20 protein-coding genes are annotated in these 21,767 nt (G+C 60.5%); 14 read left to right on the plus strand and 6 right to left on the minus strand.

The features are described from left to right. Positions 1–16: 16 nt before the first annotated feature. The 4 genes from K0H48_RS24670 to K0H48_RS24685 are packed head-to-tail and all read left to right on the plus strand — an operon-like array spanning position 17 to position 3,490. Positions 17–937, plus strand: coding sequence for a metal ABC transporter substrate-binding protein (locus K0H48_RS24670; protein ID WP_017136362.1), 921 nt, complete (start codon positions 17–19; stop codon positions 935–937). Further along, positions 934–1,677, plus strand: coding sequence for a metal ABC transporter ATP-binding protein (locus tag K0H48_RS24675; RefSeq protein WP_219269511.1), 744 nt, complete (start codon positions 934–936; stop codon positions 1,675–1,677). Before K0H48_RS24670 ends, K0H48_RS24675 begins: the two co-directional genes overlap by 4 nt. Beyond that, a complete protein-coding gene (locus tag K0H48_RS24680; RefSeq protein ID WP_056859671.1) occupies positions 1,677–2,576 on the plus strand; it encodes a metal ABC transporter permease in 900 nt (299 codons plus the stop codon). The genes K0H48_RS24675 and K0H48_RS24680 overlap by 1 nt, the downstream gene beginning before the upstream one ends. Then, positions 2,576–3,490 (plus strand): metal ABC transporter solute-binding protein, Zn/Mn family, encoded by a 915-nt coding sequence (locus K0H48_RS24685; protein WP_219269512.1) that lies wholly within the window; start codon positions 2,576–2,578, stop codon positions 3,488–3,490. Before K0H48_RS24680 ends, K0H48_RS24685 begins: the two co-directional genes overlap by 1 nt. Positions 3,491–3,565: 75 nt before the next feature. Here the strand turns inward: K0H48_RS24685 and K0H48_RS24690 are convergent, their stop codons facing one another. Continuing rightward, on the minus strand, positions 3,566–4,279 hold the full coding sequence (locus K0H48_RS24690; RefSeq protein ID WP_138815962.1) for a UTRA domain-containing protein: 714 nt from the start codon (positions 4,277–4,279) through the stop codon (positions 3,566–3,568). 351 nt (positions 4,280–4,630) lie between these two features. Between K0H48_RS24690 and K0H48_RS24695 the strand changes: the two genes are divergently transcribed. From K0H48_RS24695 to K0H48_RS24720, 6 genes are all read left to right on the plus strand, one after another. Beyond that, positions 4,631–5,698, plus strand: coding sequence for an ABC transporter substrate-binding protein (locus K0H48_RS24695; RefSeq protein ID WP_219269513.1), 1,068 nt, complete (start codon positions 4,631–4,633; stop codon positions 5,696–5,698). Positions 5,699–5,922: 224 nt separating this feature from the next. Then, positions 5,923–6,729 carry an alkaline phosphatase family protein gene (locus K0H48_RS24700; protein ID WP_138815963.1) on the plus strand — a complete coding sequence of 269 codons (807 nt, stop codon included), beginning with the start codon at positions 5,923–5,925 and terminating at the stop codon, positions 6,727–6,729. Continuing rightward, positions 6,708–7,571, plus strand: a complete 864-nt coding sequence (locus tag K0H48_RS24705; protein ID WP_219269514.1) for an ABC transporter permease subunit — start codon at positions 6,708–6,710, stop codon at positions 7,569–7,571. Before K0H48_RS24700 ends, K0H48_RS24705 begins: the two co-directional genes overlap by 22 nt. Next, positions 7,558–8,358 (plus strand): ABC transporter permease, encoded by an 801-nt coding sequence (locus tag K0H48_RS24710; protein WP_138815965.1) that lies wholly within the window; start codon positions 7,558–7,560, stop codon positions 8,356–8,358. The genes K0H48_RS24705 and K0H48_RS24710 overlap by 14 nt, the downstream gene beginning before the upstream one ends. Further along, complete coding sequence (locus K0H48_RS24715; RefSeq protein WP_065901349.1) at positions 8,355–9,344, plus strand: ABC transporter ATP-binding protein; 990 nt, start codon at positions 8,355–8,357, stop codon at positions 9,342–9,344. The genes K0H48_RS24710 and K0H48_RS24715 overlap by 4 nt, the downstream gene beginning before the upstream one ends. A gap of 30 nt (positions 9,345–9,374) precedes the next feature. Further along, positions 9,375–10,028: an HAD family phosphatase gene (locus K0H48_RS24720; protein WP_219269515.1), complete on the plus strand. Its 654-nt coding sequence runs from the start codon at positions 9,375–9,377 to the stop codon at positions 10,026–10,028. A gap of 151 nt (positions 10,029–10,179) precedes the next feature. Here the strand turns inward: K0H48_RS24720 and K0H48_RS24725 are convergent, their stop codons facing one another. Continuing rightward, a complete protein-coding gene (locus tag K0H48_RS24725) occupies positions 10,180–11,142 on the minus strand; it encodes a zinc-binding dehydrogenase (protein ID WP_219269516.1) in 963 nt (320 codons plus the stop codon). A 105-nt stretch (positions 11,143–11,247) separates the two neighbouring features. Between K0H48_RS24725 and K0H48_RS24730 the strand changes: the two genes are divergently transcribed. Together K0H48_RS24730 and K0H48_RS24735 are read left to right on the plus strand one after the other, a co-directional pair. After that, complete coding sequence (locus tag K0H48_RS24730; RefSeq protein WP_138815969.1) at positions 11,248–13,362, plus strand: carboxy terminal-processing peptidase; 2,115 nt, start codon at positions 11,248–11,250, stop codon at positions 13,360–13,362. Positions 13,363–13,481: 119 nt separating this feature from the next. Further along, positions 13,482–15,245, plus strand: coding sequence for a bifunctional diguanylate cyclase/phosphodiesterase (locus tag K0H48_RS24735; protein WP_219269517.1), 1,764 nt, complete (start codon positions 13,482–13,484; stop codon positions 15,243–15,245). Here the strand turns inward: K0H48_RS24735 and K0H48_RS24740 are convergent. The 4 genes from K0H48_RS24740 to K0H48_RS24755 all read right to left on the minus strand — a co-directional run bounded on the left by K0H48_RS24740 (position 15,242) and on the right by K0H48_RS24755 (position 17,553). Further along, a complete protein-coding gene (locus K0H48_RS24740) occupies positions 15,242–15,613 on the minus strand; it encodes a hypothetical protein (protein ID WP_005786715.1) in 372 nt (123 codons plus the stop codon). The genes K0H48_RS24735 and K0H48_RS24740 overlap by 4 nt on opposite strands. Beyond that, the gene (locus K0H48_RS24745) at positions 15,610–15,948 is read right to left on the minus strand and encodes a helix-turn-helix transcriptional regulator (protein ID WP_056859659.1); all 339 of its coding nucleotides are present in this window, start codon (positions 15,946–15,948) and stop codon (positions 15,610–15,612) included. The genes K0H48_RS24740 and K0H48_RS24745 overlap by 4 nt, the downstream gene beginning before the upstream one ends. Before the next feature lie 96 nt (positions 15,949–16,044). Continuing rightward, positions 16,045–16,500, minus strand: coding sequence for a YkvA family protein (locus K0H48_RS24750; RefSeq protein WP_058420139.1), 456 nt, complete (start codon positions 16,498–16,500; stop codon positions 16,045–16,047). A 312-nt stretch (positions 16,501–16,812) separates the two neighbouring features. After that, positions 16,813–17,553, minus strand: a complete 741-nt coding sequence (locus K0H48_RS24755) for an FKBP-type peptidyl-prolyl cis-trans isomerase (RefSeq protein WP_078741668.1) — start codon at positions 17,551–17,553, stop codon at positions 16,813–16,815. 247 nt (positions 17,554–17,800) lie between these two features. Between K0H48_RS24755 and K0H48_RS24760 the strand changes: the two genes are divergently transcribed. Beyond that, positions 17,801–19,612, plus strand: a complete 1,812-nt coding sequence (locus K0H48_RS24760; protein WP_219269518.1) for a di-heme-cytochrome C peroxidase — start codon at positions 17,801–17,803, stop codon at positions 19,610–19,612. Further along, a complete protein-coding gene (locus tag K0H48_RS24765; protein ID WP_219269519.1) occupies positions 19,609–20,772 on the plus strand; it encodes a catalase family protein in 1,164 nt (387 codons plus the stop codon). The genes K0H48_RS24760 and K0H48_RS24765 overlap by 4 nt, the downstream gene beginning before the upstream one ends. Positions 20,773–21,767 lie beyond the last annotated feature (995 nt).

Genomic DNA, 21,767 nt, shown 5'->3' on the forward strand with positions numbered 1-21,767 from the left:
AGAAGACCGAGTGCCCATGTCTATTTCATCGCCCCTGTTACGCCTGTTGCTGGTTGGCCTGTTCAGCCTGATGCTCGCCCCACTCGCAAATGCCGAGGCGGCCAAGCGCCTGCGCATCGGCATCACCCTGCACCCGTATTACAGCTACGTGGCCAATATCGTCGGCGACAAGGCCGAGGTGGTGCCGCTGATTCCGGCCGGCTTCAACCCCCACGCCTACGAACCGCGCGCCGAAGACATCAAGCGCATCGGCACCCTGGACGTGATCGTGCTCAACGGCGTCGGTCATGATGATTTTGCCGACCGCATGATCGCCACCAGCGAGCGCCCGGACATCCCGGTGATCGAAGCCAACGCCAACGTGCCGCTGCTGGCCGCCACCGGCAATGCCGCGCGCGGTGCGGGCAAGGTGGTCAACCCGCACACCTTCCTGTCGATCAGTGCATCGATTGCCCAGGTCAACAACATTGCCCGCGAACTGGGCAAGCTCGACCCGGACAACGCCAAGACCTACACCCAAAACGCCCGCGCCTACGGCAAGCGCCTGCGCCAGATGCGCGCCGATGCCCTCGCCAAGCTGACCAGCGCGCCGAACCCGGACCTGCGCGTCGCCACCGTGCATGCGGCCTACGACTACCTGCTGCGCGAATTCGGCCTGGAAGTCACCGCCGTGGTCGAGCCTGCGCATGGCATCGAGCCCAGCCCCAGCCAGTTGAAAAAGACCATCGATGAACTACGCGCACTGGATGTGAAGGTGATCTTCTCGGAGATGGATTTCCCGTCCACCTACGTCGAGACCATCCAGCGTGAATCCGGGGTCAAGCTCTACCCGCTGTCGCACATTTCCTACGGCGAATACACGCCAGAGAAGTACGAAGTGGAAATGACCGGCAACCTCAACACCGTGGTGCGGGCGATTCAGGAGTCGGGGGCATGACGGCAGCGCAGCAAATGAAGGTGGCCAGCATTGGCCCGACCCTTGAGTTCGACAAGGTCTCGCTGACGCTGGGCCGCACGGTGATTCTTGACGCGGTGAGCTTTCAGGTCGAGCCAGGCAGCATTCACGCCTTGGTCGGCCCGAACGGCGGCGGCAAAAGCTCGCTGATCAAGACCTTGCTGGGGCAGACCCCGCACCAGGGCCAATTACGCCTGCACTGGCCGAACACGCCAGGCACGGTCGGCTATGTGCCCCAGGCGCTGGAATTCGACCGGGGTTTGCCGATGACCGTCGACGACTTCATGGCCGCCATGTGCCAGCGGCGCCCGGCGTTTCTGGGCCTGTCCCGGAATTACGCCGCCGCGATTGGCGAAGCGCTGGAACGGGTCGGCATGCAGGACAAACGCAAGCGCCGCATGGGCGCGTTGTCTGGCGGTGAGCGTCAGCGCGTGCTGTTGGCCCAAGGCCTGATCCCGACGCCGCAGTTGCTGGTGCTGGATGAACCGATGTCGGCGCTCGATGAAGCCGGTATCCAAGTGTTCGAGCGGCTGCTTAATGACTGGCGCCTGGCCGGGATCACCGTGCTGTGGATCGAGCATGACCTGGAAGCCGTGGGCCGCCTGGCCGATCGCGTTACCGGCCTGAACCGCCGCGTGCTGTTCGATGCCACACCGAAAGAGGCGCTGACCCCGGACCGCCTGCTGACCCTGTTTTCCACCCACCCGCGGAGCCCGGCGTGATGAGTTATGAAGCCTTTCGTTTGATGGTCCAGGGCTGGGCTTCATCCGGCTACCTGCCGGAAGCGCTGGCCTATGGGTTTGTGGTCAACGCCTTGCTCGCCGGCTTGCTGATCGGCCCGGTGCTGGGCGGCCTGGGCACGCTGGTGGTGGTCAAGCGCTTTGCGTTCTTCTCTGAAGCCGTCGGGCACGCCGCGTTGACCGGCGTGGCCGTGGGCATCCTGCTCGGCGAGCCCTATACCGGGCCTTACGGCAGCCTGTTCGGCTACTGCCTGTTGTTCGGCATCCTGCTCAACTACCTGCGCAACCGCACGGGTTTGGCGCCGGACACCCTGATCGGCGTGTTCCTCTCGGTGTCCCTGGCGCTGGGTGCGAGCCTGCTGCTGATTCTGGCGGGCAAGATCAACGTGCATATCCTCGAAAACGTATTGTTCGGCTCGGTGCTGACGGTGAACGGCAATGACCTGCTGGTGTTGGCGGTCGTCGGTTCACTGGTGATGGCCCTGGCGCTGCCGCTGTACAACCGCATCATGCTGGCCAGCTTCAACCCGCAATTGGCCGCTGTGCGCGGCGTGGCGGTGAAGACCCTGGATTACCTGTTCGTGATCCTGGTGACCTTGATCACCGTGGCGGCGGTCAAGGTGATCGGCGCCATTTTGGTCGGCGCCCTGCTGGTGATTCCGGCAGCGGCAGCGCGTCTGTTGAGCCAGTCGCTCAAAGGGTTTTTCTGGGTCTCGGTGGTGATCGCCACGCTCAGCACGCTGTGCGGCATTCTGCTGCCGATCATCTTCGACCTGCCCATCCCGTCTGGTGCCGCGATCATTCTGGTGGCCGGTATCGCCTTCGCCTTTGCCGCCATCGCGCGCGGCACCGTGCCCAGCCTCAAAGGGAATCTTGGATAATGCGCTCTGTTTTTCATCCGCTGGCCCTGGCCATTGCCTGTTTATTCACACCGCCGTTGATGGCCGTTGAAGCCGCCAAACCGCTGGCTCACGCCGCCAAACCGGTGAAAGTGCTGGCCTCGCTGCCCATCACCTATGGTTTGGCCGAGGTGCTGCTCAAAGGCACCGATGTACAGCTTGAGCGCGCAGCACCGGCCAACCTGCCCGGTTCGCGGCAAGTGTCCTACTTCACCGGCCGTGGTGCGCCGGCCCTGAACACGCTGGCGCTGGACGCCGACGCCGCCATCGGCCTGCGCTCGCTGTGGGCGGATGACCCGCTCTACCCGGTGGCGCGGCGCAGCAATATCCGTATCGTCGAAGTGGACGCCGCGCGCCCGGTGGACGGCGGCTTGCCGGGTATTGCCGTGCAGCCGGGCGGCGCCGATGGCCTGAACAGCCAGCCGTGGCAGTCGAGTAACAATATGGGGCGCATGGCCGATGTGATGGCGGCCGACCTGAGCCGCCTGGCGCCCACGGCCAAAGCCAGGATCGACGCCAACCTCGCGGCGCTCAAACAACGCCTGCTCAAGCTCAGCGCCGACAGCGAAGCAAGACTGGCCAAGGCGGACAACCTGAGTGTGGTCAGCTTGAGTGATCACTTTGCGTATCTGATCAGCAGCTTGAACCTGGAAGTGCTCAGCACCGATGCTCGGCCGGACACCGAGTGGACGCCTGAGGCATTGCACACACTCAGTGCCGACTTGAAGGCCAATGACGTGGCCATAGTGCTGCATCACCGCCAACCGAGTGAGGCGGTTAAAACAGCAGTGACGGCAGGCGGTGCGCAACTGCTGGTATTGAATGTCGACGGGGCGGACCCGGTGGCGGAGTTGGAAGGCAATGTGGATCAGGTGATCAAGGCACTGGTGCCATAGCCTTTATATGAAATGCAGTTCAAATGTGGGAGCGGTGCAGCAGTTGAAATCCGGCAATAGCCATTCAAGCTGCGATCAAACCACATCCACACCCACATGAATCGCATCATGGCGCCAGAACTCCAGGTCGCAGTCGATCAGGCGCTCATGCTGGTCATAATTGACCCGGGCAATCCGCAAGCCCGGGCTGCCCACCGACACCCTCAATGCGGCGGCGGCCTCCACCGGCAGTGAAGTCGGCACAATCTCGAAACGCACGCGGCCGTAATGCAGGTCGTACTTGCGTGCGTACAGTTCGGTCATCGACTGGTTCAGGTCACACGCCAGAATCCCCGGAAAATACTGCGGGTTCAGGTAATGCTCCACATACAGCACCAAGCGCCCATCGATCCGCCGGCCCCGGCAGATCTGGATCACACTCGACAACGCCGGCAACTGCAACCACGCACACACCGCCGCCGATGCCGGTTGCAACCGCGCCGAAATCACTTCGGTGGAGGCTACGCGCCCTTGTTCACTGACCATCGCGTGAAAGTGGCTGCGTTGCATCAGGTTATAAGCCAGACGCGGCGGCGAGACGAACCAGCCACGTCGCTCTTCGCGATAGATCTGGCCCTGGGCCTCCAGTTGTAACAAGGCTTCCCGCACCGTAATGCGGGTGGTACCAAACAACTCGCTGAGCTTGCGCTCGGCGGGCAGTTTGCTCGCCGGCGGCAACAGCCCGTGGCCGATCTGCTCTTGCAGCGCCAGGCCAATGGATGTCACCGCCTTGATTGCCTCATCACGCATCAACGTTACCTATCTGGACTAGACCAGCACCGTTCAGGTGCACACACCGCGCTGTATTCGGGCCTCTGCCGTTAACTGCCAGCCTAGGCATTACAGATGACCGACAGATGACAGTCCCTGCTCATCCCCAGCCCCACACCCTGCAATACATCGGCCAAGTCCAGGGCCTGCGGGCACTTGGGCATGGTCTACGCTGAGTCTGAAGTCAGCGACATAAACGCTTTAAAAACGACATCGACATGAAACTGTCATCCACCGAGCCTAAATTGGCTCAGGTATTGCTGACCTAGACCAACACCACCGCAAACGTCGATAAAAACGCAGCGTTGAAAACGCCCAAAGGAGCTTCGGATGAAACAGCTTTTCCTGGCATCACTGTTAGGCTCGACCATTGCCATGTGCACCGCCGCCATGGCTGCTGATACCGATCTAAAAACTCTGGAAGCCGCCGCGAAAGCGGAAGGCGCCGTCAACAGCGTCGGCATGCCCGATGACTGGGCCAACTGGAAAGGCACCTGGGACGACCTGGCCAAGACCTATGGCCTCAAGCACATCGACACCGACATGAGCTCGGCCCAGGAAATCGCCAAGTTCGCCGCCGAAAAAGACAACGCCAGCGCCGATATCGGTGACGTCGGCGCCGCCTTCGGCCCGATTGCGGTCAAACAGGGCGTGGCACAGCCGTACAAACCGACCACTTGGGCACAAGTGCCGGATTGGGCCAAAGATAAAGACGGCAACTGGGCCTTGGCCTACACCGGCACCATCGCCTTTATCGTCAACAAAAAACTGCTGCATGGCTCTGAAGCGCCAAAAAGCTGGGCTGATCTTAAAACCGGTAAATACAAAGTCTCCATTGGTGATGTGAGCACCGCCGCCCAAGCCGCCAATGGCGTGCTGGCTGCTGCCCTGGCCAACGGTGGCGACGAGACAAACATCCAGCCTGCGCTGCTGATGTTTGCCGAGATCGCCAAGCAAGGTCGCCTGTCGCTGGCCAACCCGACCATCGCCACCATGGAAAAGGGCGAAGTCGAAGTGGGCGTGGTCTGGGACTTCAACGGCCTGAGCTACAAAGCCAAGATGGCTAACCCGGATGACTACGTAGTGCTGATCCCGTCGGACGGCTCAGTAATTTCCGGCTACACCACCATCATCAACAAATACGCCAAGCACCCGAACGCCGCCAAGCTGACCCGCGAATACATCTTCAGCGACGCCGGCCAGACCAACCTGGCACGCGGCAACGCACGTCCGATCCGTGCCGAGCACCTGACCCTGCCGGCCGATGTACAGGCCAAGCTGCTGCCGAACGAGCAGTACAAGAAAGTCACGCCGATCAAAAACGCCGAAGCTTGGGAGCAAACCTCCAAGGCACTGCCGCAGAAGTGGCAGGAAGAAGTCATCATCAATATGCAGTAAGGCTCCCGGGTCTTATTTAGACCCAGAGCCGTGAAAGCGGTCAGTGTGGGAGCTGGCTTGTGTGGGAGCTGGCTTGCCTGCGATGCAGACGACTCGGTTTGTCATCTGAACCGAGGTGATGCTATCGCAGGCAAGCCAGCTCCCACACAAGCCCGCTCCCACAGTTTTGACCCCGTTCCCCAGTTAAATTGAGTCAAGCCTATCGTCGCGGAGCGTCTCCCCCTATGAAGCACAACGTCATCCTTGTGGTGCTCGACGGCCTGAACTACGAGGTTGCCCGACATGCCATGGGGCATCTCCAGGCCTACATCGGCGCAGGACGCGCAGCGCTTTACAAACTGGAATGTGAACTGCCGGCGCTGTCCCGGCCCTTGTATGAATGCATCCTTACCGGCGTGCCACCGATCGACAGCGGCATCGTCCACAACCAGGTCTCGCGCCTGTCCAACCAGCGCAGCATTTTTCATTACGCCACCGACGCAGGCCTCACTACAGCGGCGGCGGCTTATCACTGGGTGAGCGAGTTGTATAACCGCACGCCCTTTGAAGCCGCGCGTGATCGTCACACCGACGACAAAGCGCTGGCGATCCAGCACGGGCATTTCTACTGGAATGACCACTACCCGGATTCCCATCTGTTTGCCGACGCCGAAAGCCTGCGCCGCAAACACACGCCGAATTTCCTGGTAGTGCACCCGATGAACATTGATGACGCCGGCCACAAGCATGGCCTGGATACCGCGCAATACCGCAACAGCGCGCGCTCGGCCGACATCATCCTTGCCGACTACCTGCAAACCTGGCTCGACGCCGGCTACCAGGTGCTGGTGACTGCCGATCACGGCATGAACAACGACCGCTCCCACAACGGTTTACTGCCGGAAGAACGCGAAGTGCCGTTGTTCGTACTGGGCTCGGCCTTCACCCTCGACCCTGGCGCCATCCCGAAGCAAACCGACCTGTGCGGCACCGTCTGCGAACTGCTCGGTGTGCCCCACGACAAACCTGTATGCCGGGAGCTGCTCAAGTGAACGCCATCACCCGTGGCAAATGGCTGGCTATCCTGTGCCTGGTGCCGTTTGCGCTGTTTTTTATCGTGTTTGAAATTGCCCCGCTGGTGTGGGTGATGATCAACAGCCTGCAGTCGGAGGAGTTCGGCTGGGGCCTGGCCAACTTCACCAAGATCTTCAGTTCGAAGTTCTACCTGCAAGCCATCCAGTACAGCCTGGAGATCAGCTTCTACTCCAGCGTGTTCGGGATCATCATCTCGGTGCTCGGCAGCTACTCGTTGCGCCGCGTGGATGGGCCACTGCGTAACTTCGTGACGGCCTTCGCCAACATGACCAGCAACTTTGCCGGCGTGCCCCTGGCCTTCGCCTTCATCATTCTGCTGGGCTTTAACGGCAGCATCACGATCATGCTCAAGCAGGCAGGGATCATTCAGGACTTCAATCTGTACTCCAAGACCGGCCTGATCATTCTGTACACCTACTTCCAGATTCCCCTGGGCGTGCTGCTGCTGTACCCGGCTTTCGACGCATTGCGCGAAGACTGGCGCGAATCGGCCTCGCTGCTCGGCGCCAGCGGCTGGCAATTCTGGCGGCACATCGGCCTGCCGGTGCTCACGCCGGCCCTGCTGGGCACCTTCGTGATCCTGCTGGCCAATGCCCTCGGCGCCTATGCCACGGTGTATGCCCTGACCACCGGCAACTTCAACGTGCTGCCGATTCGTATCGCGGCGATGGTCTCCGGCGACATCTCCCTGGACCCGAACATGGCCAGCGCCCTGGCCGTGGTGCTGGTGGCACTGATGACGGTGGTCACCGTCGTGCATCAACTGCTGCTCAAGAGGAGCTACCATGTCTCGCGCTGAAGCCGGCTCGGCCTCCCTCTACCATCGGGTAGTGGTGTACCTGTTATTTGCGATCCTGGTGTTGCCGCTGGTGGGCACCTTTGTCTACTCGATTGCCAGCAGCTGGTCGGCCACCATCCTGCCCGCCGGGTTTACCCTGAAGTGGTACGTGCAGCTGTGGAGTGACCCGCGCTTTCTGGCCGCCTTCGGTCAGTCGCTGTTGGTGTGTGTGGGTGCGCTGGTGCTGTCGGTGGTGCTGATTCTGCCGCTGCTGTTCGTGGTGCATTACCACTTTCCCAAGCTCGACGCGCTGATGAACATCCTGATCCTGCTGCCCTTTGCGGTGCCGCCGGTGGTGTCTTCGGTGGGCTTGCTGCAACTCTACGGCTCCGGGCCATTTGCGATGGTGGGCACGCCGTGGATCCTGATCGGCTGCTACTTCACCGTGGCCTTGCCGTTCATGTACCGCGCGATCACCAACAACCTGCAAGCGATCAACCTGCGCGACCTGATGGACGCCTCGCAGCTGCTGGGCGCCAGCACCTGGCAGGCGGCGATTTTTGTCGTGCTGCCGAACCTGCGCAAAGGCTTGATGGTCGCGCTGCTGCTGTCGTTCTCGTTCCTGTTCGGTGAGTTCGTGTTCGCCAACATTCTGGTGGGCACTCGTTACGAAACCCTGCAGGTGTACCTGAACAACATGCGCAACACGAGCGGCCACTTCACCAGTGCCATCGTCATTTCCTATTTCTTCTTTGTGCTGGTGCTGACCTGGGCCGCCAACATCTTGAACAAGGACAAAAGCCAATGAGCTTCGTCAGCGTCCAACACCTGCAAAAAGGCTACGCCGGCACGCCGGTATTCAGTGACATCAACTGCGAAATTGCCAAGGGTGAATTCGTCACCCTGCTCGGCCCGTCCGGTTGCGGCAAGTCGACCCTGCTGCGTTGCATCGCCGGGCTGACCTCGGTGGACAGCGGCAAAATCCTCCTGGATGGCCAGGACATCGTGCCCTTGAGCCCGCAGAAACGGCACATCGGCATGGTGTTCCAGAGCTACGCCCTGTTCCCCAACATGACCGTGGAACAGAACGTCGCCTTCGGCCTGCGCATGCAAAAGGTCAACGCCGACGACAGCCACAAGCGTGTGCAGGAAGTGCTGCAACTGGTGGAGCTCAAAGACCTCGCCGGTCGCTACCCGCACCAGATGTCCGGCGGCCAGTGCCAGCGTGTGGCCCTCGCCCGCTCGCTGGTGACACGCCCGCGCCTGTTGCTGCTGGATGAACCGCTGTCGGCGCTGGACGCACGGATTCGCAAGCACCTGCGCGAACAGATCCGCCAGATCCAGCGCGAGCTGGGCCTGACCACGATTTTCGTGACCCATGACCAGGAAGAAGCGCTGACCATGTCAGACCGCATTTTCCTCATGAACCAGGGCAAGATCGTACAAAGCGGCGATGCCGAGACCCTTTACACTGCGCCCGTGGATGTATTTGCCGCCGGTTTTATCGGCAACTACAACCTACTTGATGCCGACAAGGCCAGCCAGTTGCTGCAACGGCCCATCAGCGGGCGCATCGCGATTCGCCCGGAAGCCATCGAGCTGAGCCGCAGCGGTGAACTCGACGCGCTGGTACGCAGCCATAGCTTGTTGGGCAACGTGATCCGCTATCGCATCGAAGCGCGTGGCGTGGAATTGGTGGTGGACGTGCTCAACCGCTCGGCCGACGATCTGCACCCGGATGGCCAGCGCCTGGCACTTTCCATCGACCCCAGTGCGTTGTGTGAAGTAGCCTGACACAACGATTGATTTGAGAGAGCGTGACAGATGGCATTGGTAATTTTTGATCTGGACGATACTTTGATCCACGGCGACTGCGCCACCTTGTGGAGCGAACAGATGGGCCGCCTGGGCTGGGTCGACCCGGAGTCGTTCATGCGCCAGAACGACGAACTCATGGCCGCCTACAGCCGTGGCGAGCTGGCCATGGAAGACTTCATGGACTTCAGCCTGGAGCCGATGATCGGGCGCACGCCCGAGGAGATCGAGCATCTGGTTGAGCCGTGGGTGGAGGACATCATCGAGCCGCTGATCTACAGCGACGCCACCAAGACCATCGCCCGCCACCGCGCGAATGGCGACCGGATCCTGGTGATCTCAGCCTCGGGCACGCACCTGGTCACGCCGATTGCGGCACGTATCGGGATTGATGAAGTGCTGGGCATTGACCTGGAGGTCAGCCATGGCGTGTACAGCGGCCAGACCGTGGGCGTGCTGACCTACCGTGAAGGTAAGATCACGCGGTTGCTGGAATGGTTGGAGCAGGAAGGTGAAAGCCTGAAGGGCGCGTATTTCTACTCGGATTCGCGCAACGATTTGCCGTTGTTGCTGAAGGTGGATCATCCGCAGGTGGTGAACCCGGATCCGGTGTTGCGCGCGCATGCTGAAAAGGCTGGCTGGCCGATTCATCAATGGGTTTGACCGCGACTTGTTTGAATTGAAACCCAATCCACTGTGGGAGCGGGCTTGCTCGCGAAAGCGGAGTGCCAGATGAAACATTCTTCACTGACAAACCGCTTTCGCGAGCAAGCCCGCTCCCACATTTTGATCTCATTTCAGCCTGAGGCGGGGATCAGGTCAGGCTTTCGTCTATCACCAGTACCAACTTGCCGGAAATCTGATTGCTCGCCAGCTCAGCAAACGCCGCCTCGGCATCCTTGATCGGGAAGGTCTTGGCCAACTGCGGGCTCAGGCGACCCTCAACAAATAGCGGCCATACATGCTGGCTCAAGTCGCTGAACAGGTCGGCCTTGAACTGATCGCTGCGGCTGCGCAGGGTCGAACCCAGCAGCTGGATGCGCTTGCCCAGCACCTGCGCCAGGTCCAGTTGCGCATCGCGGCCGCCCATCAAGCCGATCAACACCCAGCGCCCATCGAGGGCCAGCAGCTTCAAATCCATCGCCGCATAATTGCCGCCGACCGGGTCGAGGATCACGTCGAACGGCCCGAAATCGCGCAGCCCTTCAAGGCCGTCGGTACGCACCACGCCGCCCTGGGCGCCGAGTTCTTCGCAGTAAGCCAGGCGTTCTGCCGAGCCGACGCTGACCCAGCACGGGCTGCCGAACGCCTTGCACAGCTGGATCGCCGCCGAGCCCACGCCGCTGGCGCCCGCGTGCAGCAAGACCTTTTCGCCGGGCTTGAGGCCCGCCAACTGGAACAGATTCAGCCATGCCGTGCTGTACACCTCAGGCAACGCCGCCGCTTCGCTCAACGACAAACCTTCCGGCACCGGCAGCACATGACGGGCATCCACCACCACTTCTTCGGCCATGCCGCCGCCGGCCAGCAGCGCGCAGACGCGGTCGCCAACCTGCCAGGAAGAGCCCGCGCCCACCTCGCTGATCACCCCGGAACACTCCAGGCCCAGCACTTGGCTGGCGCCTGGAGGTGGCGGATAAAGCCCCGCACGTTGTAATAAATCGGCGCGATTAAGGCCCGCGGCCGCCACACGAATGCGAACTTGGCCTACATCGCAGGTAGGACTGGGTTCTTCCATCCACTCCACATGACCTTCAACGCCTTGCAATGCTTTCACAGTGCCTCCATAGTGAGTCTGGACTGAGCCCGTAGCTGTAGCGCCGGGCTTTTTGCATTATGCGACCGGATCATATGGAACCGGCTCCCTCAAAGACGGCCTAATATGCGTTATCAATTGCCCCCGCGTCGAATCAGCATGAAGCATTTGTTCCCCAGTACCGCCCTCGCTTTTTTCATTGGTCTCGGCTTTGCGTCGATGTCGACCAATACGTTCGCAGCCAACAGCTGGGACAATCTTCAGCCTGATCGCGATGAGGTGATTGCCAGCCTTAACGTCGTCGAGTTGCTCAAGCGCCATCACTACAGCAAGCCGCCGCTGGACGACGCGCGCTCGGTGATCATCTACGACAGCTACCTCAAGCTGCTGGACCCGTCGCGCAGCTACTTCCTCGCCAGCGATATCGCTGAGTTCGACAAGTGGAAGACCCAGTTCGACGACTTCCTCAAGAGCGGCGACCTGCAGCCTGCGTTCACCATCTACAAGCGCTACCTGGATCGCGTCAAAGCGCGTCTGGACTTCGCCTTGGGTGAGCTGAACAAAGGCGTCGACAAGCTCGACTTCACCCAGAAGGAAACCCTTCTGGTGGATCGCAAGGACGCCCCTTGGCTGACCAGCACCGCCGCCCTCGACGACCTGTGGCGCAAACGCGTCAAGGACGAAGTGCTGCGCCTGAAGATCGCTGGCAAAGAGCCCAAGGCCATTCAAGAGCTGTTGACCAAGCGCTACAAGAATCAGCTGGCACGTCTGGACCAGACCCGTGCCGAAGATATCTTCCAGGCCTACATCAACACCTTCGCGATGTCCTACGACCCGCACACCAATTATCTGTCGCCAGATAACGCGGAAAATTTTGATATCAACATGAGTCTGTCGCTGGAAGGCATCGGTGCCGTCCTGCAAAGCGACAATGACCAGGTCAAGATCGTGCGTCTGGTGCCGGCAGGTCCGGCCGACAAGACCAAGCAGGTTGCACCGGCCGACAAGATCATCGGCGTCGCCCAGGGTGACAAAGAGATGGTCGACGTGGTCGGCTGGCGCCTGGACGAAGTGGTCAAGCTGATCCGTGGGCCGAAAGGCAGCGTGGTGCGCCTGGAAGTGATTCCGCACACCAATGCGCCGAACGACCAGACCAGCAAGATCGTGTCCATCACCCGTGAAGCGGTGAAGCTCGAAGACCAGGCCGTGCAGAAGCAAGTCCTCAACCTCAAGCAGGACGGCAAGGACTACAAACTGGGCGTGGTGGTAATTCCTGCGTTCTACCTGGACTTCAAAGCGTTCCGCGCCGGTGACCCGGACTACAAGTCCACCACCCGTGACGTGAAGAAAATCCTGACTGAGCTGCAGAAAGAGAAAGTCGACGGCGTGGTCATCGATCTGCGCAACAACGGCGGCGGTTCCCTGCAGGAAGCCACCGAGCTGACCAGCCTGTTTATCGACAAAGGCCCGACCGTATTGGTTCGCAACGCCGACGGCCGTGTCGACGTGCTGGAAGACGAAAACCCAGGCGCGTTCTACAAAGGCCCGATGGCGTTGCTGGTCAACCGCCTCTCGGCCTCGGCTTCGGAGATTTTCGCCGGTGCCATGCAGGACTACCACCGCGCGTTGATCGTCGGCGGCCAGACCTTCGGTAAAGGCACCGTGCAGACCATTCAGCCGCTCAACCATGGCGAACTGAAGCTGACCATTGCCAAGTTCTACCGGGTTTCCGGGCAGAGCACCCAGCACCAGGGCGTATTGCCGGATGTGGATTTCCCGTCGATCATCGACACCAAGGAAATCGGCGAAAGCGCGCTGCCTGAGGCGATGCCATGGGACACCATCCGCCCTGCGATCAAGCCGGCTTCAGACCCGTTCAAGCCGTACCTGACGCAGTTGAAGGCTGACCACGAGACCCGCTCCGCCAAGGATGCCGAGTTCGTGTTTATCCGCGACAAACTGGCGCTGGCCAAGAAGCTGATGGAAGAAAAAACCGTCAGCCTCAACGAAGTCGATCGTCGTGCGCAGCACACCAGCATCGAAAATCAGCAGCTTGTGCTGGAAAACGCCCGCCGCAAGGCCAAAGGCGAAGATCCGCTCAAAGAGCTGAAGAAAGAAGATGAAGATGCGCTGCCGGCCGAGCCGGAAAAAACCAAGCCGGAAGACGACGCCTACCTGTCGGAGACAGGCCGGGTGCTGCTGGACTACCTGAAAATCAGCAAACAGGTGGCCAAGCAGTAAATGATGGCGATTTAATGTGAGCGCTCCCAGGAGTGTCATCATATAGACATCATTCTGTCGTGAAATAAAGGGACCGCAGGCGTTAAGCCTGCGGTCCTTTTTTTTCGATTGAGATCGCCATGACCATGACCGAACAGCTGAATGCATTGGGCTCAATCCTGGCTCAAGGCAGTTTACACAGCCTGTTCCAACCGATCATTTGCCTGTCCGAGCGGCGCATTCTTGGCTACGAAGCGCTCAGCCGTGGCCCGTCCAACAGCCCCTTGCACTCCCCCGTCGCCCTGTTCAGCGTGGCCAGCCATGCCGGGCGCCTCAGCGAGTTGGAAATGGCCTGCCGCGAAAGTGCCTGCCGACGCTTCAGCGAGCAGAAGCTGCCGGGCAAGCTGTTCCTGAATATCTCGCCGGAGTCCTTGATGGAGACGGCGCATCAACCGGGACGCACCTTGCAGTTGTTGCGCGACTTCGGCATCCCGCCAAGCCAGGTGGTGATCGAACTCACCGAGCAAACGCCCACCGACGACTTCGACCTGCTGCAAACCGCGCTGCATCATTACCGCGACATGGGGTTTGCCATCGCCCTGGATGACTTGGGCGCCGGCTATTCCAGCCTGCGTTTGTGGTCGGAGCTGCGTCCGGACTACGTAAAAATCGACCGGCACTTTATCGACGGCATCCATCAGGATGCGCTCAAGCGCGAGTTTGTCGGCTCCATCCTGCAAATCGCCAAGGCATCCCGTGCCCAGGTGATTGCCGAAGGTATCGAGCTGCCGGAGGAGTTGGCGGTGTTGACGGAAATGGGCGTTGATCTGGTCCAGGGCTACCTGCTTTGCCGGCCCCAGGAACAACCACCCCAGGAAGCGCGCCTGATGTTGCCCAAGCAGGACCACACCAACATCACCCTCAGCGAAGAAGGCAGCGACCTCAGCGCCTTGCTCAACGAGCAACCGGCGGTGGCTCAGGACACCGCCACCGCCCAGGTACTGGAATCCTTCCGTCGTCAGGCCAACCTCAACTCGCTGGCCGTGCTGGATGGGCGCGGGCACCCGGTCGGCATCGTACACCGACATTCGTTGTCGGACGCACTGCTCAAGCCATTCGCCACCGACCTGTTCGCGCGTAAACCCATCAGCCGTTTGATGAGCGATGACTTCCTGGCGGTGGAGCTGAGCCAATCCTTGCAGCAGGTCAGCCGCCTGCTCACCAGCCGCGCGCGGCAACGCATCGAGGAAGACTTCATCATCACCCTCAACGGTGACTACCTGGGCCTGGGCCGGGTTATTGACGTACTCAAGTTGATCACCGAGCTTAAGATTCAGCAGGCGCGTTATGCCAACCCGCTGACGCTGCTGCCGGGCAACGTGCCGATTCAGCAATGCCTGACGCGGTTGCTGCAACAACAGCGCGAGTCGGTAATCTGCTACGTGGATATCGACAGCTTCAAGCCGTTCAACGATATCTACGGCTACGGGCGTGGGGATGAGGTGCTGTTGTGCCTGGCGCAGTGCCTGAACGATCGGGTTGACCCCAGTCGCGACTTTGTCGGGCATATCGGCGGTGATGATTTTTTGCTGGTGCTCGGCCCGCAGGACTGGCGCAAGCGGCTCAACCAGTTACTGGATGACTTTCACACCCAATGCCGACGTTTCTACCGCGCCGAACACTTGGACGCCGGTTGCTTCGTGGCATTGAACCGCCAAGGCGTGCGCCAGGAATTCGCCTTGCTGTCGTTGTCGATCGGCGTGGTGCATCTGTATCCACAGGCCTGTGCACAACTGGATGCCAGCCAGTTGGCGGAGCTGGCCTCGCAAGCCAAGCACCACGCCAAAGACATCGCCGGCTACAGCATCCATGTGATCGACAGCATGGACTACCTGCCCGTTTAGGCCTCGGCGGACTCCGGGTACTCGTACTCGAACACCCGCACCACTTCCGAAGCATGCCAGGACGCAGCAGCCACACCATCGGACGGCCCGCTGAACCGCCCCAGGCGCTCCACACACTCAAAGAAACCGGTACGCGGCAAGCGGCTGGCGCCCTGGCTGATCACCAGGGAGCTGCGCAAGGGCTGCTCGGCCTTGGCGTCCAGCGCGGCCAGGTGCTCCAGGGCAGCGGCCAGGGTTTGCATGGCCGGCGTGGGAAATTGCAGGCGCTCCAGCAGCGCACGGTAGGTGAGCAAATGGCGCTGGCGGCGCGCCTGGTCCAGTTCGTTGAGTAACCCATCCCAGTGTTGACGACTGATTCGAAGACTCAAGATTCATCCCTCCAACCTGCAACGCCCAATTCCCAGGCCAGGCTGCGGCGGATGGCGGCATCCGGCTGGCGTTCACCACTTTCAATCAATCCGAGGTACGAAGGGCTGATGCCCACGGTGCGGGCCAGGCTTTCAATGGCCAAGCCCTTGGCCTCACGCAGGCCGCGCAGGTCGGCGAGCGGGCGCAAAGCCTGATCGGGCGTGACCTGAGCGGTAGAAGAAGGAGTGGCGACAGGCTGTTGCTGACCGGCTGCTTTTAGTAGCGCCTGGTACTGGTCCCATGGCAGCACCGCATATTCGGGTGCGCCATCGCGTGAAATTATCTGAATATCCATGACTGCCCCGTAGGATAACAACACTTACTAAGTAAGTTCTTTCCTTAGAAGTGTAATCCTAACAGCCACAAAGGTCGCAGGGGGATATAAGCGTGTTCAGTTTTTTTGCGGGTTTTCCTCGGCCAGCAGCGCAGGCGTCGCAGGTAGCCGCTCAACCACTGCGAGTTTTTCCGGGCGCTGGGCGTCGCGCCAGGCGCGAAAGGCGCTCAGTTCGCCGTCCAGGGTCTTCATGACCCATGCCAGTACGGCAATATCATCGAGCATGCCGAACACCGGGATAAAATCCGGGATCGCGTCAATCGGACTGAGGAAGTACATCAGCCCCGCTACTACCGAGATCAGCGCCTTGGGGCTGATGGCCCGGTACTCACCACGCCAGTAAGCCAGGCATAGGGCCTGGAGCAATTTGAGATCATCCTTGAGCTTACCCAGCCGGTTGCCCTGGCTTGAGCCTTTGGCGGCCACGGCAAACAGCAGGGTCGGCAAGCGCCCACGGCCGAGCAAGCGTGCGGCCATGGGCAGGAAACGGGTGAAATTGAAGGGTGGTTTCATCGGTCACTCCAGTTCCAGGCGACATAAAAGGTTATCCACACAAATTGTGGATAACCTTGTGAACAGAGCCTGTTTTATCGGCTGAAAGCCGCGATTTACAAGGCTTGCAGTCAGATCGGGCGTTTTTTGCGCACATAAAAAAAACCCAAGAATTCATTGACTTGGCATTGATGTGCGGCTACCCGTGCTCGAGTCATATATCAGACTGTTACAGGTTGGGGATGTTCGATTGGATTTGCAAAGGCGCAGATCAGCAAACGCCAGAAACAACAACGCCCCGTAAAAACGGGGCGTTGTGTGTTCAGGTGCCGATTACTTCTTGGCAGCTGGGGCCGCAGGTGCGTCAGGGGCTTCAGCCTTGGCTGGGTCCTTGATGGCCAGCAGTTCCAGGTCGAATACCAGCACGGAGTTGGCTGGAATCGCCGGGCTCGGGCTCTGTGCGCCGTAGGCCAGGTCGGACGGAATGTACAACTCGACCTTCTCGCCCACGTGCATCAGTTGCAGGCCTTCGACCCAACCCGGAATCACGCCGCTGACCGGCAGGTCAATCGGGCTGCCGCGATCTACGGAGCTGTCAAAGGTGGTGCCGTTGGTGAGCTTGCCGGTGTAGTGAACAGTCACTACGTCGGTCGGCTTAGGCTGAGCGCCGTCGGCCTTCTTCACGATCTTGTATTGCAGACCGGAAGCGGTGGTGACTACGCCGTCTTTCTTGGCGTTGTCTTCGAGGAATTTCTTGCCGGCGGTTGCCGACTCTTCGCTCATCTTGGTCATGCGTTCTTCAGCACGTTTTTGCAGTGCGGCAAACGCTTCAACCAGTTCGTCGTCCTTCAGCTTCTGTTCTTTCTTGCCGACAGCATCTTCGATGCCTTGGGCTACCGCTTTGGAGTCCAGGTCATCCATGCCTTCTTGAGCAAGGCTTTTGCCCATGTTCAGGCCGATGCCGTAGGAAGCTTTCTGCGCCGGGGTTTTCAGCTCTACGCTGGTCTGCGAATCACAACCCGCAAGTACCAGGCTAACCAGGGCCACCGCCGCCGCCAACCGATGCTGTTTCATGCTATTTCCTTGTTCGTGCGCCAAAAGGGCATTCGAGTAAAGTCGCGAGCTTATCAGGCGGCCACGACCAATGGCTACCGGCATCTGAGCAGTAAACCTCTGATAAGTTCACGTGTTTAAAAGCATTTTCATACATTATGGAGGCCCGCGAAGGATCGCGGGACCATCCGCAACCAGGCTGCTGGCCACTTGCCGCACCTGTGATGCAATGGCATAACAACGCTACAACTCGACAAGGATAGTTATCTTGCGCATTTTTTCCCGTGCTTTACTCCTGATATTGCTCGCCCTGGGTTTGCTGCTGGGCGTGGTCCTCTATTACACCCTCAACCCCAAGCTGCCGGATTACGTGCCCGTGGAGCTGGTGCACTATCAGGAACAATGGAGCGATGCCGATCGCCAGACCTACTACTTCACGCCCCAGGGCACCCAAGTAAAGGGCCTGCATTACGACTGGTTCACCGCCCTGGAGCTGCCGTTCTCGGACCAGCGTTTTGCCACGCCCGACTACCTGGCGCGCTTCGGCTTTCTGGTCGACCCCAAGCAGGTGCCCAGCGCACAAAACCCCGGCAACCTGCCGGTGGGGTTCGCCCGGCACCAGAACGCCGGCAGCCAGGTGCAGTACCTGGACATCACCTGCGCCGCCTGCCACACCGGCGAGCTGCATTTCAAAAACCAGGCGCTGCGCATCGACGGTGGCTCGGCCCAGCATGTGCTGCCATCCAGCGTACCGACCTTGCGCGGTGGCAGCTTCGGCCAGGCGCTGGTGGCCAGCCTTGCCGCCACCTACTACTTGCCGTGGAAATTCGATCGCTTCGCCCACAACGTGCTCGGCGACGACTATGACGATCACAACAAGCAACAATTGCGTCAGCACTTCAAGCAGTCGCTGAACCAGTTCCTTAAAGTTGCCTGGAACGACACACACCGTGGCCTCTACCCCACCGAAGAAGGCCCGGGCCGCACTGACGCATTTGGCCGCATCGCCAATGCCAGCTTTGGCGACGCCATCTCGCCGGCCAACTATCGGGTCGCCAATGCGCCGGTGGACTACCCGCACCTGTGGGACATCTGGACCTTCGACTGGGTGCAATGGAACGGCTCGGCTCAGCAGCCCATGGCGCGCAACATCGGCGAGGCCTTGGGCGTAGGCGCCACCCTGGACTTTTTCGACGCAGCCGGCCAACCCCTTCAGGGCGCTGCCCGCTACCCTTCCAGCGTGCGCGTGCGCGACCTCAACCGAATCGAAGAAACCCTGCAACGCCTCAAGCCGCCGACCTGGCCGCAAGACCTGTTCGGCGCCATCGACAAACCCCTCGCCGCCCAAGGCCGCGCGCTGTTCTCCGAGAACTGCGCCGGTTGCCATGTGCCTGCAGTCACCCAGGAAAACGGCCGCCCGGTGCAGCAACTGAAGATGCTGCCCGTGGACTACATCGGTACCGACCCAGGCACGGCCAATAACATCGCCGACCAGCGCTATGACCTCAGCGCCCTGCAGTGGGACCCGGCCGAGCTGGCCAAGCTTAATGTCGAGCTGCACCCCACGCCCACCGCGCCGCTGGACCTGCACAACCTGTCCGTGGCCCAGGGTCTGGCCTACGTCACCGCCTTTGTCGAAGAGCACGCCTACCGCGCCGCCGGTGTCACCCCGGCCGAACGCCCAGGCCTGGACGGTTTTGGCCTGCCCATCGGCGTGCGTGAATTGCGCGCCTACAAGGCCCGACCGCTGGCCGGCGTGTGGGCCACACCGCCGTTCCTGCACAACGGCTCGGTGCCGACGATCTACCAATTGCTCTCGCCCCAGGACGAGCGCAGCACCACCTTCTACAAAGGCACGTTCAACTACGACCCGCGTCACCTGGGCTTTGAAACGGGTGCGTTCAAAAACGCGTTTTTGTTCGATACCAAAATCACCGGCAACCACAACAGCGGTCACGAATTCCGTGACGGCAAGCGTGGCAATGGCGTGATCGGCCGTGGCCTGCTGCCGCAGGAACGCTGGGCGCTGCTGGAATACCTCAAAGTGCTGGGCGGCCCGCTGGAGCAACCACTGCCATGATTATCCGATCTCAATACAATCAACGTTCGCTGCTCGCACGCCTCTGGCTGCGCCTGGGCGCCTTTCTCGGCAAAACCCTGCTGTGGCTGGTGGGTTTGGGGCTGCTGGGCTGGCTGATCGCCACGGCCTGGTTCGCCTGGCAACACAGCGGCCCGGTGTCGCCGGATGAACAGATCCCGCCCGGCGAAGCGACCATGACCCAAGGCATCATCCAGACGGCGGTGCGCATCGTCGATCAGCATCGCGAAGGCACGCGCTACCTGCGTGACGCGCATGCCAAGGCCCACGGCTGTGTGAAGGCCGAAGTCAGCGTGCTGGCGGACCTCGACCCGGCGCTGCGCCAAGGCGTATTCGCTGAAGCGGGCAAGACCTGGCAGGCGCAGATGCGCCTGTCCAACGGCAATGCCTACCCGCAGTTCGACAGCATCCGCGATGCGCGGGGCATGGCGATCAAGCTGCTGGATGTGCCGGGCAAACAGTTGATGGCCGACCAGCAGACGCGTACCGAACAGGACTTCGTGATGTTCAGCCACCCGAACTTTTTTGTCAGTGATGTGGCCGAATACGCGCAGAACATCGGCGCCCAGGCTGACGGCAAAAAGGTGCTGGCGTTCTTCCCCAAGGCCGACCCGCGCAGCTGGCAAGTGCGTCATCTGCTTATCGCCCTGGCCACCCTGGCGCCCGCACCGGCTAGCCCGACGCAGACTACGTATTTTTCAGTTTCGCCCTACAAATTTGGCGCGGCCAATGCCAAGTTTCGTGTGGCACCCGACCCACAGAGCTGCCCGGAGTACGTGCTGCCCAAGCAGAATCAGGACCTGCCGAATTTTCTGCGCAGTGCGCTGAACCAGCAGCTGTCTACCGACCGCGTGCCGGCGTGTTTTGTGTTGCAGATTCAGCGGCAGAATCCGCAGAAGTTTATGCCGATTGAAGACACCAGCATCGAATGGAAAGAAAGTGACGCACCCTATGAGACGGTGGCCAAAGTGCGGATTGCTGCGCAGGACTTTGATACGCCCGCGTTGAATCTTGCCTGTGATAACCAATCGTTCAATCCGTGGTTCGGGTTGGAGGCGCACCGGCCGATCGGGGGAATTAACCGGTTGCGCAAGGCGGTGTATGAGGCGGTCAGCGACTATCGGCATAGTCGGAATTTGTAAGCAGAGAGGCCGCCAGTCGCCCTGACCATTAAAAGAAACACTCGGTCAACAGGTGGGAGCTGGCTGGCTTGTGATGGCATCAACTCGGTGTACTTGATAGACCGAGTTGTCCGCATCGCAGCATAGGCATCTACACAAATATTGACGTTTGTGGTGTTGGGCTGTTTTATCTTGGGGGCATATCCGTTATTTAGGTCACGGCGGCTTAGGGTTCCGCCCTGACGGCGGGTCACTTTTTGAAGGACCAAAAAGGTAACCAAAAAGTCCTCGCCCCACCACTCGGTGCCTCGCTGTGGCTCGGCATGCCCTCACTCCGGCTTGAATCCGTGGGCCGCCGCGATGGGCCATCCTTGGCCCAGCGCGGCTAACCCGGCGTCCTGCCGGGTTACCCACGGATTCAAGCCTGCGTTCGGCCATCGTGGTTAACGGGGCGTCTGAGATCAAAAGCAGATCAAGATCAAGATCTACAGCACGGCGGCCTGAAAGCCGACCTGAGTGGTTGAAGCAAGAGCCAGATCAAGTGCGAAGCAAAAGCCAGATCAAGTGCGAAGCAAAAGCATCTCTAACTGATGCAACACAGTCTAAATGTGGGAGCAAGCCCGCTCCCACAGTTGACCGCATGCAGTTTTGAATTTGAGGTCGGCTGCGGATTTGCATGCACTGGAGAGCCGCTTTTCTGTGGGAGCTGGCTTGCCTGCGATGCAGACACCTCGGTGTGTCAGGTACATCGAGTTGATGCCATCGCAGGCAAGCCAGCTCCCACATTAGACCGCGTGCAGTCTTGACGATGAGGTCTGCTGTGGTTGTGGCCCTTACATCCTTTTCGCTGACGAAGTCAGCGGTCTTTTGATCTGCGCTTGTGATCGTGATCTTGATCTCAAATCGCCCCGTCAAACACGATGGCCGCAATTCGATAGGGATTTGGGGGGTAAACCGGCAGGACGCCGGTTTAGCCGCGCTGGGCCAAGGATGGCCCATCGCGGCGGCCCCCCAAA

The organism is Pseudomonas sp. Xaverov 259 (assembly GCF_019352915.1).
Lineage (GTDB): Bacteria > Pseudomonadota > Gammaproteobacteria > Pseudomonadales > Pseudomonadaceae > Aquipseudomonas.